The sequence below is a fragment of the Vogesella sp. genome (assembly GCF_046297735.1).
In the GTDB taxonomy this organism is placed as follows: domain Bacteria; phylum Pseudomonadota; class Gammaproteobacteria; order Burkholderiales; family Chromobacteriaceae; genus Vogesella; species Vogesella urethralis.
In genome coordinates, this window is sequence record NZ_JBKBHK010000002.1 from 18,671 (window position 1) to 31,940 (window position 13,270).

Genomic DNA, 13,270 nt, shown 5'->3' on the forward strand with positions numbered 1-13,270 from the left:
TGTACCGCGCCCCCGGGCAGACCGATTCTGTCTTGGGGGCGTATGTTCGACCGTAGTGCGCCAATGTGTCAGAGCGGCATCCAGTCTGGATGCTGCCCGGTATGAGGTGTGCTTGCAGGTGTCCGTCCTGCCATGGCAGCGACGGATGAAACGGGAAGCCGGTGCAAGACCGGCGCTGCCCCCGCAACGGTAAGGCCTGGGCGTATACGCCCCAGGCATCGCGATAACCACTGCCTACATGGCGGGAAGGTGCGATGCTGGCATGGCCAAGCCCGGAGACCGGCCTGCGACGAGCGCGGCGGAATCGCGCTCAGCTGGAGTATCGCGGGGAGGCGATCTGACAGCCTGCTACCGGCACCTGCCGGCGGTATGCCGTGTCCTTTATTTCTCCGCACTCCCTTTTTGTCCTTACGGAGTGTGTCTACATGTCTTTCAGCAACAAACCCCTGGCCACCCTGGTGGCCCTGGCCTGTGCCCAGGCGGCCGTGGCCAAGCAGCCCGTTACCCTCGATGAAGTGGTGGTGACCGCCACCCGTACCACCACCCCGGTAGCCAAAGTGCTGTCCGACGTGACCGTGCTGGGCCGTGAAGAAATCGCCCAGTCCGGCAGTGTGAACCTGCCTGATCTGCTGAGCCGTCAAACCGGCATCGATATGGTCAGCAATGGCGGCGAGGGGACCGAAGCGCGCCTGAGCCTGCGTGGCAGCCGGGCAGATCATGTCATGGTGCTGATTGACGGCGTGCGTATCGTGTCGGGCACCAAAGGCACCACGTCGCTGGAGCATATTCCCCTGGCCCTGATCGAGCGTGTGGAAATCCTGCGTGGCCCAGCCTCCAGCTTGTACGGTGCGGACGCACTGGGTGGCGTGATCCAGATCTTTACCAAGCGCGGTAGCGATCGCCCTGCGCTTAGCCTGCATGCGGGTGCCGGAGCCGAGGGCAAGCGTGTCGCCGGGGCGGGGCTGGCGGGCAAGGTAGACCGTACCGCTTTCAGCCTGGCGGTAGATCACAATCAGTCTGATGGTTTTTCTGCGCGCCGGCTGCCCTACAACAGGGACCGTGATGGCTATGAAAACACCACCTATACCGCGAACGTGCAGCACGAGCTGGCGCCAGGGCATACCGTGGGGTTGAACGCCTACCATGCCGATGCCGTCAGCGAATATGACAGTGCGTCCACTGGCGTGGCCGCTACCCAGGCGGATGAAGGTCACTCACAAATGTCAGCCCAGAGCATCGAGCTGAAAAACCGCATCAATACCACCTGGCATAGCACGCTGCGTTACAACTACAGCACGGATAAATCGCAGACCTATACCAAGAGTAATTTCCTGACCCCTAGCGGTACCTTCGACACGCGTTTGCGCGAGTGGCAGTGGCAAAACGACTTGCAGCTGGGCCAGGCAGGCCAGTTGACCCTGGGGGCGGCCAACGTGGAGCAGTTTGTCCATGGCAGCGCCAAGATGAACCAGCGTTATCGTCGTGTTGATTCGGTCTTTGCTGCGTATCAGAGCGAGTTTGGCATCCATCGTTTGCAGGGGAGTACCCGTTACGACGATAACAGCCAGTTCGGTGGCAAAACCACCGGCCAGCTGGCGTACGGCATGGCCCTGAGCCCGGCGTGGTCCTGGCGTGCAGCCTACGGCACCGCCATCAAGGCCCCGACCTTTAACCAGCTGTACTGGCCGGACGTGGCACCGAATTATCGCGGCAACCCCGATCTGCAGCCCGAAACCGCCAGCACGCGCGAGCTGGGCCTGACATGGCAACAGGCAGGGCAGTACGCCAAGATGGTGGCGTTTGATCACCGCATAGACAATATGATTGCCAACAAGTCTGATACCGACAAATTGCAAGTCAACCTCGACCGGGCCCGCATTCTGGGTCAGAGCGTTGAAATCGGCACGGTCATTGGCGAGATCAGTCTGGCGGCCAACGTGACCTCGCAGCGCGCGCGCGATGTGAAAACCGGCCGGCTACTGGCAGCGCGTGCCAAGCGCTTTGGTGGCATGACCCTGGGCTGGCAGCTGGACCGTATCCTGCTCAGTGCAGAATGGCGTGCCAGCAGCAAGCGCGTGGTCGATGCAGGAAAAAACCAGTACCTGTCAGGCTATGGCGTGGTGAACCTGGGTGCCGATTACCAGCTGGACAAGCAGTGGACGCTGAACACCAAGCTGACCAACGTGGGTGACAAGCGCTACGAAACGGTAAAAGATTACAATCAGCCGCGCCGTGGCTGGTTTGTGGGCGTACGCTACGCCCAGTAAGCCTTGTTATCATCAGGCCATGCGGCTCGCCCTTGCCGGGCGGGCCGTTTTTATTGAAAGCAGACACAGCATGACCACTACCCACCTGATAAGTGGCGGCGCCCGCAGCGGCAAGAGCCGTTACGCCGAAAGCCTGGCGCTACAGCACGCCGGCGCAGTGTGCTACGTGGCCACCGCCGAGCGTCGCCCCGACGCCGCCTTTGCCGAGCGCATCGCCCACCATCAGGCGCGGCGTCCGGCGCACTGGGCGCTGGCCGAGGCCGGCCGCGAGCTGGCCAGCGTGCTGCAACAGGCCGCCCCGGGCAGCTTGCAGCTGGTGGATTGCCTGGGCATGTGGCTGATGCGCTTTTTTGATGCCGATGGCCGCTTTGACGCCTACGCCTGGCAGCAACAGCGCAGCGCGCTGCTGGCCTTATTGACCGCGCCAGCGGCCAGCATCGTGCTGGTCAGCAACGAGGTGGGCTGGGGCGTGGTGCCGCTGGGTGCCGAAACCCGTCATTTTGTCGATGAGCTAGGCCGGCTCAACCAGGACGTGGCAGCCGTGTGCCAGCGCGTCAGCCTGGTGGCCTGCGGCCAACCGTTGCTGCTGAAAGGCCAGCCATGATGCGGCGCGGGTTGGCCCCCGCCGGCCTGCTGCTGGCTACGACTGCCCAAGCCAGCGTGGCGGTACGTGACGGCATGGGCAATAGCGTGGTACTGCCGGCACCGGCCAAGCGCATCGTGGTACTGGTGCCGCACGCGGTGGAAACGCTGTACGCCATCGGCGCCGGCAAACAGCTGGTGGCGGCGGTGGATTACAGCGATTACCCGCCTGCGGCACGCCAGTTGCCGCGCGTGGGCGGCTATAGCGGCCTGAACGTGGAAGCCATCCTGCAACAGCAGCCAGACCTGATCGTGGCCTGGCGCGACGGTGGCAACCTGCGCACGGTGCAGAAGCTGCGCGAGATGGGGATACCGGTTTACTACAGTGCGCCGGTGCTGCCGGCCGACATCCCGCGCGAGATGCGCGCCCTGGGTACCTTGACCGGCCAGCAGGCCGGGGCCGAGGCGCAGGCCGCGCAGTTCGAGCAGCGCATGAGCCGGCTGCAGCAGCGTTATCGCCACAGCGCCTCGGTGCGGGTGTTCATGCAGATCGGCGAGCAGCCCATTTTTACCGTCAGCGGGCAGAGCTTTCTGGGCGCACTGATAACCCAGTGCGGCGGCCGCAACGTGTTTGCCGGCCTGGCGTTGCCGGCGCCGCAAGTGAGCACCGAGGCGGTGATCCTGGCCCGTCCGCAGCTGATGCTGGCCTTCAGCCCGGCGCTGCACGTGGCGTGGCAACGTTGGCCGCAACTGCCGGCAGTGGCAAAAGGCTTGCAAGTTACCGTGGATCAGGACACGATTAGCCGGCCCGGCCCCCGTCTGGCCGGCGCTGCCGAACAACTCTGTACCACTCTGGATCTTGCCAGGCAAAAGCTGGGTTTGACGCCCCGGTAGCGCTTGGCTATGCTCGCCGCCATGGAACACGAACTCGAATATCTGGAAGGCCGTGTCGCTGCGCTGATCGCACGCATTCACGAGCTGGAAACCCAAAACAGCCGCTTCGCCGCCGCCCTGGCCGAAGCGATGCGCGAGAACGCCGAAATGAAGTTCGGCCTGGAAGAAACGCGCCGCCGCGTGGCGCTGCTGGTAGAGCGCCTGCCCAAGGAGGAGGAAGCATGAGTGACGTGGTTCAACTCGATATCACCTTGCTGGGCCGCCAGTTTTCCATCGCCACGCCGGTGGAAGAGCGCGAAACGCTGGAGCAGGCGGTGCGCCTGCTGGGCGAAAAAATCGATACCATTCAAGCCTCTGGCCGCGTGATGGACACCGACAAGGTGGCGATCATGGCGGCGCTGAATATTGCTCACGATCTGTTGAAAGTGAAAGTAGGCGATGGTGGCTTGGAGATGGCAATAATCCAGCGTAAAATACGCAGTATGAGCGAAGCCGCTGACCAGGTGCTCAACGCCGGTCAGTCAGGCCTCAGCGCTTAGTACAGAACATCCGTCTACCCCCTGCGGTGTTCGAGAAGGCTCCCAAATTCCTTTGTACCAATGCGTTCGCTACGGTTGCTAGCCATGGTTGCAGGTGTGCCGCGTCCCTTAGCCGGATGTGCCCGAAGCAACGGGCGGGCGACCACCCTGGAAACAGGGTACAAGCGAATTTTGCCCGATCGACACTCGCGGGGGACTCCCTCCCCCTGTTTTTCCCCTGAACTCCGATGACCGCTGCCGACCCGCTCCGCGACAAGGCCCAGCTGCGCAAAACCTTGCGTCGTGCGCGTATGGCTTTGCCGCGTACCTATCGCCAGCAGGCTGCCCGCGCCATTGCCCGCCATGCCTCGCGTTTGCTGCGGCGGGGCAAGCATCTGGGCGCCTATATTGCCGCCGGTAGCGAGCTGGACATGGCACCCCTGATGGCGACAGCCCATGCCCGTGGTGTGGCCCTGTACCTGCCGGTGATTCCGCAACGCGGCCGCCGGCTGTGGTTTGCCCGGCTGGGTGCGGCCAAGCTGTGGTACACCCACCCGCGCTACGGCATTGCCGAGTACGCCGGCCCGCAGCTGCGCGCCGAGCGGCTGGACGTGCTGTTTGTGCCGCTGCTGGGCATCGACGCCGATGGCTATCGCATGGGGCAGGGCGGCGGTTTTTACGACAGCACGCTGGCTTTTCGTCGCCGTCACCCGCGTTACGGCAAACCATTGCTGGTGGGTGTGGCCTACGACTGCCAGCGCGTGGCCCGTGTGCCGCGCGAACCGTGGGACGTGCGTCTCGATTACCTGTTGACCGAGAGCGGCCTGCACCGCTTTGTCTGATTGGCCCCATCCAGCAAAGGACGCGTTATGGCCTACTGGCTGATGAAATCCGAGCCCGACGACGTCGGGATCGACCACCTGCAAGCCGAGCCGCAGCGCCATTTCGTGTGGACCGGCGTGCGCAATTACCAGGCGCGCAACTTCATGCGCGACCAGATGCAGCCGGGCGACCTGCTGCTGTTCTGGCATTCCTCCTGCCCCGAGCCGGGCATTGCCGGCATTGCCGAAGTGGTGGCACCGGCGCACGACGACCCCAGCCAGTTCGACCCCGCCAGCCCTTACTTCGACCCCAAGTCCCACCCCGACAAGCCGCGCTGGCAATGCGTGGATGTACGCTTCGTGCGCAAGACGCGGCTGGTGTCGCCGGCAGAATTGCGCCAGCATGAGGCCTTGCTGGGCATGACCGTGCTGGCGCGCGGCAACCGGCTGTCCATTACCCCGGTCACACCCGAAGAGTGGGCCTATCTGCAGGAGCACGTACTCTGATGTTGTCGCTGACGATGTTTGCCGTATTGCTGGGCTTTGGTGCGCTGGCCGGTTTCCTGGCCGGCCTGCTGGGGGTAGGCGGTGGCCTGGTGATCGTGCCGGTGGTGGTGGGGGTGCTGGAAGCCGCTGGCCTGGGTGGTCAGTACGTGCAGCATCTGGCGGTGGGGACTTCGCTGGCGGTGATGGTGTTCACCAGCTTTGCCAGCGTGCGCGAGCACCACAAGAAAGGCGCCGTCAACTGGGCCATCGTGCGCGGCATGGCCCCGGCGATGGTGCTGGGCACGTTTGCCGGCAGCCTGCTGGCGGGCTTTATCCCCAGTAACGGCCTGAAGTGGTTCTTTGTGGTATATGCCTATGTGATCGGCGCACAAATGTTTCTGGGGGCCAAGCCGCAGGCCAGCCGCAACCTGCCAGGCCGCATCGGGCAGGCAGGCGCTGGCAGCGTGATCGGCATGGTCTCCAGCTGGGTGGGCATCGGTGGCGGCTCGATGAGCGTGCCGTTCATGAGCTGGTGCAATGTGCCGGTGCATACCGCCATCGCTACCAGTGCCGCGCTGGGCTGGCCGATCGCGGTAGCCGGTGCTGCCGGTTACCTGTCCAGCGGCTGGGGGGCGACCGGCTTGCCGTGGGGCAGCCTGGGCTTCATCTATCTGCCAGCCATGGCCGCGTTGATGGTGATCACGGTGCTGTGCGCGCCGCTGGGTGCCCGTGCGGCGCACCGCTTGCCGGTGCCGAAACTGAAAAAGGCCTTTGCCGTGCTGATGACGGTGATGGCAACCGAGATGCTGTGGACGCTGCTGCGGCACGGCTGAAAGGAGACGCCATGAAGCGCACTATCGCCGGCTTGCTGCTGGCAGGGTTGGCCGCAGCTGTTCATGCTGCCGACAACGGGCCTTTGTACACCGGCCAGCCCGGCGAGCTGCCTGTGCAGGTGGCGCTGGCCTATCTGGCGCCCGATATGGGCCGCGACGGCCAGTTCGAGTACGCACGCCTGCGTATCAGCCAGCGCAGCCAGCCGGAATCGTTCGACCGCGTCAGCGTCAGCATCCAGCAGGATGGCCTGCTGGACGACAGCGTGCGCGCCCGGCGCTGGACGCTGCAGCTGATTCGTGGTGGCGATGGCCGCTGGTACATCACCCGTCAGCTGGCAGAGCAGCGCTGCTACCGTGGCGCGCAGGGCTGGCAGCGTAAGCCCTGCCCCTGAGTGCCGGCCGGCAAAGGTCTTTTTCGGCAGGCTGCCAGACGCCGTGTAGGCACTGGCAGCCTGCGTCGTTATAATGGTCCGATTGAATTTTCACGCTTTTTTGCGCCAAGAGATCCCCATGCAAGAACAATACAGCCCGCGCGAGCTTGAAGCCGCCGCCCAGCAGAAATGGCAAAAAACCGCTGCCTTCAAGGCCGTGGAAGATACCACCCGTCCCAAGTACTACGCGCTGTCGATGTTCCCGTACCCGTCCGGCAAGCTGCACATGGGTCACGTGCGTAACTACACCATTACCGACGTGCTGGCCCGCTTCAAGCGCGCCCAGGGCTTTAACGTACTGCAGCCGATGGGCTGGGATGCCTTCGGCCTGCCGGCAGAAAACGCTGCCATGAAAAACGGCGGCGCGCCGGCGGCGTGGACTTACGCCAACATCGAATACATGAAAAAGCAGCTGGATAGCCTGGGCTTTGCGCTGGACTGGGAGCGCGAGCTGGCCACCTGCAAGCCCGACTACTACCGCTGGGAACAATGGCTGTTCACCCGCCTGTTCCAGAAGGGCGTCATCTACAAGAAGAACGGCGTGGTGAACTGGGACCCGGTCGACCAGACCGTGCTGGCCAACGAGCAGGTGGTGGATGGCCGCGGTTGGCGCTCCGGCGCGCTAGTGGAAAAGCGGGAGATCCCGATGTACTACTTCGCCATCACCAGCTACGCCGACGAGCTGCTGAACGATCTGGACAAGTTGGACGGCTGGCCGGAGCAAGTGAAGACCATGCAGCGCAACTGGATCGGCAAGAGCTTCGGCTCCGACGTGGCCTTTGCCTACGACGTGGACAGCATCGGTCATGACGGCCAGCTGAAGGTGTACACCACCCGCCCGGACACGCTGATGGGTGCCACCTACGTGGCGGTGGCGGCCGAGCACCCGCTGGCCACCCAGGCTGCGGCGGCCAACCCGGCGCTGCAGGCCTTTATCGCCGAATGCAAGGCCGGCTCCGTGGCCGAGGCCGACGTGGCCAAGATGGAAAAGAAAGGCATGGACACCGGCCTGTTCGTGGTTCACCCGCTCACCGGCGCCAAGCTGCCGGTATGGGTGGCCAACTACGTGCTGTGGGGCTACGGTGAAGGCGCTGTGATGGCGGTGCCGGCGCACGACGAGCGCGACTTCGAATTCGCCAACAAATACAGCCTGCCGATCACCCAGGTGTACGCCCCGGCCGCCGGCGATGACAACTTCGACGCCAGCACCTGGCAAGACTGGTATGGCGCCAAGGAAGGCCTGATCACCCGCAACAGCGGCAAGTACGACGGCCTGGACTTCAGCGCTGCCTTCGACGCCATCGTGGCCGACCTGGAAGCCAAGGCCGCCGGCACCAAGAAAACCCAGTACCGCCTGCGCGACTGGGGTATCAGCCGCCAGCGCTACTGGGGCTGCCCGATCCCCATCATCCATTGCCCGAGCTGCGGCGACGTGCCGGTACCGGAAAAAGACCTGCCGGTGGTACTGCCGGAAAACGTCATCCCCGACGGCGCCGGCAGCCCGCTGGCCAAGATGCCGGAATTCTACGAAACCACGTGCCCGACGTGTGGCGGTGCGGCCAAGCGCGAAACCGACACCATGGACACCTTCGTGGAATCCAGCTGGTACTACGCCCGCTACGCCAGCCCGAAATGCGACACTGCCATGCTGGACAAAGACGCGGCCAACTACTGGCTGCAGGTAGACCAGTACGTCGGCGGTATCGAACACGCCATTCTGCACCTGCTGTACGCGCGCTTCTTCCACAAGCTGATGCGTGACGAAGGCCTGGTAGACAGCGACGAACCGTTCAAGAGCCTGCTGACCCAGGGCATGGTGATCTGCGAAACCTTCTATCGCGACTTGCCCAACGGCAGCAAGGACTGGATCGCGCCGCAAGACGTGGTGCTGGAGCGCGACGCCAAGGGCAAGATCATCGCCGCTACCCATCGCGTGGACGGCCAGCCGGTAGCCATCGGCGGCATCGAGAAGATGTCCAAGTCCAAGAACAACGGCGTGGACCCGCAAGAGTTCATCGAGAAGTTCGGTGCCGACACCGCGCGTCTGTTCATGATGTTTGCCGCCCCGCCGGAACAGAGCCTGGAATGGTCCGACGCTGGCGTGGAAGGCGCACACCGCTTCCTGAAGCGGCTGTGGAAGCTGGGCCGCGAACACGTGGCAGCCGGCGTGGTAGCGCCGTACAGCGCTGGCGAGCTGAACGCCAGCCAGAAAGAGCTGCGCTTCAAGCTGCACAGCACTATCCAGAAAGTGACCGACGACTACGGCCGCCGCCTGCAGTTCAACACCGCCATCGCGGCGGTGATGGAGCTGCTGAACACCTACGACAAGGCCGATACCAGCGGTGACGTTGGCCGCGCCGTGGCGCAGGAAGTGCTGGAAGCCGCCGTGCTGCTGCTGGCGCCGATCGTGCCGCACGTGACCGACGCGCTGTGGACCGCGCTGAAGCCGGGTACCGAGCTGCTGGCCCAGGCCTGGCCGCAGGTAGACCAGGCTGCGCTGGTGAAGAGCGAGATCGAACTGATGGTGCAGGTATGCGGCAAGCTGCGTGGCAGCGTGACCGTCGCTGCCGACGCCGGCAAGGACGTGATCGAAGCCGCCGCGCTGGCGCACGAGAACGTGATCAAGTTCATGGAAGGCAAGCCGGCCAAGAAAATCATCGTGGTGCCGGGCCGTCTGGTCAACATCGTGGTGTAAGGCGGCCGCCGCCTGCTTGCCCCGCTGCCCGGCAGCGGGGCTGACCCACCAGGCGCGGCACCGGCCGCGCCTGTTTGCTATTGGAAACCCCTTATGAAGCGAACCCTGCATTGCGCCGTTCTGGCACTGGGCCTGAGCCTGCTGGCCGGTTGCGGCTTTCACCTGCGCGGCATGTCGGCACCGCTGGCGCCGTTGTCCTTCAGCAGCATCAGCCTGCAGGAAACCGGCTCGCTGGACGAGGCGCTGAAAGTGGCGCTGCAACGTGACGGCCGCCTGAGTCTGAGCAGCCCGGCGGAGGCGGTGTTCCGTGTGACCGGCGAAGAAAGCCGTAAGGACATCCTGACCATCAACCGTGGCGGCAAGGTCAACGAGTACCTGCTGGTGTACCGCGCCGACGCGACGGTACAGCGCCGGCAGGACGATGCCCCGCTGCCGCTGAGCGTGGTGGTGCGCCGCGAGCTGAGCTATAGCGATGCTGACGTGCTGGGGAAGGAACGCGAAGAAGCCATGCTGTGGGCCGACATGCGCCGCGACGCGGCTGAACAGCTGATCCGTCGCCTGTCCTACCTGCCCAAACCTGGTACCGATGGCCATGCCAAGCCAGCATCTCAGCCCTGAGGCGCTGAAAGAGCAGCTGGCGCGCGGTGCGGCGCCGGCGCCGCTTTACGTGGTGTTTGGTGACGAGGCACTGCTGGCCCTGGAAGCCGCCGATGCCATCCGTACGGCGGCACGGGCGGCAGGTTACGACGAGCGCGAGGTGCTCACCGTCGAGGGCGGCCACTTCGACTGGTCGCGCCTGCACGACGCCACCAGCAGCGTGTCGCTGTTTGCCAGCTTGAAGCTGCTGGAGATCCGCATTCCCGGCGGCAAGCCGGGTACGGAAGGCGGCGAGGCGCTGCAGCAGCTGGCGGCCAACCCGCCGCAGGATACGGTGACGCTGATCCAGCTGCCCAAGCTGGATAAAACCCAGCAGAAGGCCAAGTGGTTTGCCGCGCTGGAAAAGCACGCCGTGCTGGTGGAGGCACGCCCGGTAGGCCGTAACGAGCTGCCGGCCTGGATTAGCCGCCGCCTGAAGGCGCAGGGCCAGCAGATCGGCAGCGAGGCGGCGTCGTTCTTTGCCGACCGTGTAGAAGGCAACCTGCTGGCCGCCCGCCAGGAAATCGACAAGCTGGCGCTGTTGTACCCCAAGGGCGAACTGGGGCTGGACGCCATCCGCGACGCGGTAGCCAACGTGGCGCGCTTTGACGTGTTCCATTTGTCGGAAAGCTGGCTGGCCGGCGATAGCGCCCGTGCCATGCGCATGCTGGACGGGCTGGAAGCGGAAGGCGAGGCGCCGGTGCTGGTGTTGTGGTCGTTTACCGAAGACGTGCGCATGCTGATCAAGCTGGGGCGTGGCCTGAAGGAGGGCCGCCAGGTACGCGACATGGCCGGCGAGCTGCGGCTGTGGGGCGACAAGCAAAGGTTGGCCGCACCGGCAGTACAGCGCATCGGTGCCCGTCGTCTGACCGAGGCGCTGGCCGAATGCGCGCGTATCGACCGCCAGATCAAGGGTGTCGAGCAAGGCGAGGCCTGGCATAGCCTGAAACGGTTGGCCGCCAGTCTGGCGGCACGCTGACGGAGGCAAGATGAAAAAAAGGCCGGATCGTACGATCCGGCCTTTTTGCTGCGCGGGGCGCAGGCGTCTGGCTTATAGCGGAGTATCCGCAGACAGGGTCACGCGTACCCGGCCATTCGGGGTGGCCGGTGCCGCCAGCAACAGGCTCTGACCTGTGCGCTTCTCGTAGGAAGCCAGCACCTTGGCCACGTACTTCCGGGTTTCCGGGTAGGGCGGGATGCTGTTGCGGTATTTGCTGACACTGCCTTCGCCGGCGTTGTAGGCGGCGATCACCAGGGGCATGTCATGTTTGAACTCTGCCAGCAGGAAGCGCAGATAGCGCGCGCCTGCCCGCAGGTTCTCCAGCGGGTCTGCCGGATTGCTGGCCCCGAAACGGGCAGCAGTTTGCGGCATCAGTTGCATCAGGCCTTGTGCCCCTTTGGGGGACAGTGCTGTCGGGTCGTAACCCGATTCCACCGCAATGATGGCATGCAACAGTTGGGGATCGACTTTTTGCTCGCGGGCAACCTTGGCGATCAGTTTGTTGAAAGTGGCAGCCTGGCGCTTGTCGTAGGACGGCGCGGTGGCTGCCGGGATATCGAGCTTCCTGATGGCTGCGACGGCCGGGGGCTTACGGAAAGGCGGTACTGCTTCGGGGCTAAGCTTGGTGCCCAGACCCGGCGCAATGGCGTCATCCAGCTCGCGGTAAAGGCCCAGCGCATGATCGGTTTGGATATCGCTCCAGCTGTCTGCCCAAGCGGCAGAAACGGCAAAAGCGGCGATCAGGCCGGCCAGTATCGGTCGTTTCGTCATGAGTAAAGAACCAATGCCCTTGCGGGCGGAACACGCATGGTACTGATTCTTTGAGGTAATTTCCAGTTTTTGCCGTTTTTTGTGCTTCAGAGAAGGGTAACAGCCAGCCATCCTTATGGCTTAACGCTAGCTATAGCTGGCTTTGCGGGGTGTTGCAGTAGGCCGCATGCCCTGCCTGAAAAACAGGCAACCCGGCTTGCAGCTAACGTTGCTAACGGTCATTGGGCTACGCTAGTCTGCCAGCGATCATGCCTCGGCCAGGCATAGTGCCTTGTTGCATTGAACTCGTATGCCATATTTTGCCATTTTAAACTGAATGCTTAATCTGGCAGCGCAGCTTACTCGCGGTGGTAGGGGTGGTTGTTCAGGATGGAGTAGGCACGGTACAGCTGTTCGGCCAGCAGGACGCGTACCATGCCGTGCGGCAGCGTCATGGCAGACAGCTGCAGCATGATGTCAGCGCGCGCTTTCAGCGCTTGTGACAGGCCGTCGGCACCGCCGATAACGATGCAGATGTCGTCACCGCCGGCCATCCAGTCTTTCATGGCACCGGCCAGTTGCACCGAGGTCCAGTTCTTGCCGCGCTCGTCCAGGATGACGAGCTTGCTGCGCGGGGGGATGGCCGCCACGATGCGCTCGTGCTCGGCGGCAATGCCTTTTTCGGCGGTGACGCCGCCGCCGCGTTTTTCCGGCTTGATTTCTTTCAGCTCGAACTGGATGTCGCGGCCGAAGCGCTTGCTGTAATCGGCAAAGGCGTCGTCGACCCAGCGCGGCATTTTGCTGCCCACGGCCAGCAGGGTGATCTTCATGCTTGCTCCTGAAACGCGGTTGGCCGCAACGCCTTGCGGCATTGCGGCCAACCTTGTGTGGCTACGGCTTGGTGTGTGTACGGCCCGCCCGGCGTTGTCGCCATGGCGCTGATGTGCCCATGCCGGGCCGTGACAACAGGCTTAAACGGCCGCGTTCCAGGGGCGACCGCCCACCGGTACGAAGGACGGCTTCTGGCCGCCCCACAGGGCTTCGATATCGTAGTAGTCGCGCACGGCCGGCAGCATCACGTGTACTACCACGTCACCGGCGTCGACCAGTACCCATTCGCCGCTTTCGTGGCCTTCGGTACCCACCAGTTCAATGCCTTTTTCTTTCAGCGAGACGGCCACGTTGTTGGCCAGGGCTTTTACTTGGCGGTTGGAGTCGCCGGTGCAGACGATCAGGCGGGAAAACAGCGAGGTCAGCTGGGTGGTATCCATCTCGACGATGTCTTTGCCTTTTACATCTTCGAGGGCTTCAATGGCCAGTTTGGCGATGTCTTGAACTTCCATGGTATTCCTTGAGT

General features: G+C 63.8%; 15 protein-coding genes, 1 other RNA gene and 1 riboswitch. Of the genes, 13 read left to right on the top strand and 3 right to left on the bottom strand.

Annotated features, from left to right (window positions below):
* Positions 1–99: 99 nt before the first annotated feature.
* A riboswitch (cobalamin riboswitch) is annotated at positions 100–303 on the top strand.
* Positions 304–425: 122 nt separating this feature from the next.
* The 13 genes from ACK4FZ_RS02700 (at position 426) to holA (ending at position 11,142) form a co-directional block, all read left to right on the top strand.
* Complete coding sequence (locus tag ACK4FZ_RS02700) at positions 426–2,267, top strand: TonB-dependent receptor domain-containing protein (RefSeq protein WP_409818190.1); 1,842 nt, start codon at positions 426–428, stop codon at positions 2,265–2,267.
* A gap of 70 nt (positions 2,268–2,337) precedes the next feature.
* A complete protein-coding gene (gene cobU, locus ACK4FZ_RS02705; RefSeq protein WP_409818191.1) occupies positions 2,338–2,871 on the top strand; it encodes a bifunctional adenosylcobinamide kinase/adenosylcobinamide-phosphate guanylyltransferase in 534 nt (177 codons plus the stop codon).
* Entirely contained in the window at positions 2,868–3,743 is an 876-nt protein-coding gene (locus ACK4FZ_RS02710; RefSeq protein ID WP_409818192.1) for a cobalamin-binding protein, read from the top strand. Before cobU ends, ACK4FZ_RS02710 begins: the two co-directional genes overlap by 4 nt.
* A gap of 21 nt (positions 3,744–3,764) precedes the next feature.
* Positions 3,765–3,968 carry a hypothetical protein gene (locus ACK4FZ_RS02715; RefSeq protein ID WP_144370863.1) on the top strand — a complete coding sequence of 68 codons (204 nt, stop codon included), beginning with the start codon at positions 3,765–3,767 and terminating at the stop codon, positions 3,966–3,968.
* The gene (locus ACK4FZ_RS02720; RefSeq protein WP_409818193.1) at positions 3,965–4,282 is read left to right on the top strand and encodes a cell division protein ZapA; all 318 of its coding nucleotides are present in this window, start codon (positions 3,965–3,967) and stop codon (positions 4,280–4,282) included. The genes ACK4FZ_RS02715 and ACK4FZ_RS02720 overlap by 4 nt, the downstream gene beginning before the upstream one ends.
* A gap of 15 nt (positions 4,283–4,297) precedes the next feature.
* Positions 4,298–4,481, top strand: a non-coding RNA gene (gene ssrS / locus ACK4FZ_RS02725) — 6S RNA.
* 28 nt (positions 4,482–4,509) lie between these two features.
* Positions 4,510–5,103, top strand: a complete 594-nt coding sequence (locus tag ACK4FZ_RS02730; protein ID WP_409818194.1) for a 5-formyltetrahydrofolate cyclo-ligase — start codon at positions 4,510–4,512, stop codon at positions 5,101–5,103.
* A gap of 27 nt (positions 5,104–5,130) precedes the next feature.
* The gene (locus tag ACK4FZ_RS02735; RefSeq protein ID WP_409818195.1) at positions 5,131–5,589 is read left to right on the top strand and encodes an EVE domain-containing protein; all 459 of its coding nucleotides are present in this window, start codon (positions 5,131–5,133) and stop codon (positions 5,587–5,589) included.
* Complete coding sequence (locus ACK4FZ_RS02740; protein ID WP_409818196.1) at positions 5,589–6,401, top strand: sulfite exporter TauE/SafE family protein; 813 nt, start codon at positions 5,589–5,591, stop codon at positions 6,399–6,401. Before ACK4FZ_RS02735 ends, ACK4FZ_RS02740 begins: the two co-directional genes overlap by 1 nt.
* 11 nt (positions 6,402–6,412) lie before the next feature.
* Positions 6,413–6,793, top strand: a complete 381-nt coding sequence (locus tag ACK4FZ_RS02745) for a hypothetical protein (protein WP_409818197.1) — start codon at positions 6,413–6,415, stop codon at positions 6,791–6,793.
* A 118-nt stretch (positions 6,794–6,911) separates the two neighbouring features.
* Positions 6,912–9,527 carry a leucine--tRNA ligase gene (leuS, locus tag ACK4FZ_RS02750; protein ID WP_409818198.1) on the top strand — a complete coding sequence of 872 codons (2,616 nt, stop codon included), beginning with the start codon at positions 6,912–6,914 and terminating at the stop codon, positions 9,525–9,527.
* A 93-nt stretch (positions 9,528–9,620) separates the two neighbouring features.
* On the top strand, positions 9,621–10,145 hold the full coding sequence (lptE, locus tag ACK4FZ_RS02755) for an LPS assembly lipoprotein LptE (RefSeq protein ID WP_409818199.1): 525 nt from the start codon (positions 9,621–9,623) through the stop codon (positions 10,143–10,145).
* Positions 10,120–11,142, top strand: a complete 1,023-nt coding sequence (gene holA / locus ACK4FZ_RS02760; RefSeq protein WP_409818200.1) for a DNA polymerase III subunit delta — start codon at positions 10,120–10,122, stop codon at positions 11,140–11,142. Before lptE ends, holA begins: the two co-directional genes overlap by 26 nt.
* A 72-nt stretch (positions 11,143–11,214) precedes the next feature.
* On the opposite strand, the gene ACK4FZ_RS02765 is transcribed toward holA, so the two are convergent.
* The 3 genes from ACK4FZ_RS02765 to rsfS form a co-directional block, all read right to left on the bottom strand.
* Positions 11,215–11,934, bottom strand: coding sequence for a lytic transglycosylase domain-containing protein (locus ACK4FZ_RS02765; protein ID WP_409818201.1), 720 nt, complete (start codon positions 11,932–11,934; stop codon positions 11,215–11,217).
* Between the two features lie 338 nt (positions 11,935–12,272).
* On the bottom strand, positions 12,273–12,743 hold the full coding sequence (gene rlmH / locus ACK4FZ_RS02770; protein ID WP_144370873.1) for a 23S rRNA (pseudouridine(1915)-N(3))-methyltransferase RlmH: 471 nt from the start codon (positions 12,741–12,743) through the stop codon (positions 12,273–12,275).
* 141 nt (positions 12,744–12,884) lie between these two features.
* Positions 12,885–13,256 (bottom strand): ribosome silencing factor, encoded by a 372-nt coding sequence (gene rsfS / locus ACK4FZ_RS02775; RefSeq protein WP_144370874.1) that lies wholly within the window; start codon positions 13,254–13,256, stop codon positions 12,885–12,887.
* Positions 13,257–13,270 lie beyond the last annotated feature (14 nt).

What these genes read in the sequence shown, in the direction of transcription:
- ACK4FZ_RS02700 (WP_409818190.1), top strand. Translation starts at nt 426, where the DNA reads ATGTCTTTCAGCAACAAACCCCTGGCCACCCTGGTGGCCCTGGCCTGT.
- cobU (WP_409818191.1), top strand. Translation starts at nt 2,338, where the DNA reads ATGACCACTACCCACCTGATAAGTGGCGGCGCCCGCAGCGGCAAGAGC.
- ACK4FZ_RS02710 (WP_409818192.1), top strand. Translation starts at nt 2,868, where the DNA reads ATGATGCGGCGCGGGTTGGCCCCCGCCGGCCTGCTGCTGGCTACGACT.
- ACK4FZ_RS02715 (WP_144370863.1), top strand. Translation starts at nt 3,765, where the DNA reads ATGGAACACGAACTCGAATATCTGGAAGGCCGTGTCGCTGCGCTGATC.
- ACK4FZ_RS02720 (WP_409818193.1), top strand. Translation starts at nt 3,965, where the DNA reads ATGAGTGACGTGGTTCAACTCGATATCACCTTGCTGGGCCGCCAGTTT.
- ACK4FZ_RS02730 (WP_409818194.1), top strand. Translation starts at nt 4,510, where the DNA reads ATGACCGCTGCCGACCCGCTCCGCGACAAGGCCCAGCTGCGCAAAACC.
- ACK4FZ_RS02735 (WP_409818195.1), top strand. Translation starts at nt 5,131, where the DNA reads ATGGCCTACTGGCTGATGAAATCCGAGCCCGACGACGTCGGGATCGAC.
- ACK4FZ_RS02740 (WP_409818196.1), top strand. Translation starts at nt 5,589, where the DNA reads ATGTTGTCGCTGACGATGTTTGCCGTATTGCTGGGCTTTGGTGCGCTG.
- ACK4FZ_RS02745 (WP_409818197.1), top strand. Translation starts at nt 6,413, where the DNA reads ATGAAGCGCACTATCGCCGGCTTGCTGCTGGCAGGGTTGGCCGCAGCT.
- leuS (WP_409818198.1), top strand. Translation starts at nt 6,912, where the DNA reads ATGCAAGAACAATACAGCCCGCGCGAGCTTGAAGCCGCCGCCCAGCAG.
- lptE (WP_409818199.1), top strand. Translation starts at nt 9,621, where the DNA reads ATGAAGCGAACCCTGCATTGCGCCGTTCTGGCACTGGGCCTGAGCCTG.
- holA (WP_409818200.1), top strand. Translation starts at nt 10,120, where the DNA reads ATGCCAAGCCAGCATCTCAGCCCTGAGGCGCTGAAAGAGCAGCTGGCG.
- ACK4FZ_RS02765 (WP_409818201.1), bottom strand. Translation starts at nt 11,934, where the DNA reads ATGACGAAACGACCGATACTGGCCGGCCTGATCGCCGCTTTTGCCGTT.
- rlmH (WP_144370873.1), bottom strand. Translation starts at nt 12,743, where the DNA reads ATGAAGATCACCCTGCTGGCCGTGGGCAGCAAAATGCCGCGCTGGGTC.
- rsfS (WP_144370874.1), bottom strand. Translation starts at nt 13,256, where the DNA reads ATGGAAGTTCAAGACATCGCCAAACTGGCCATTGAAGCCCTCGAAGAT.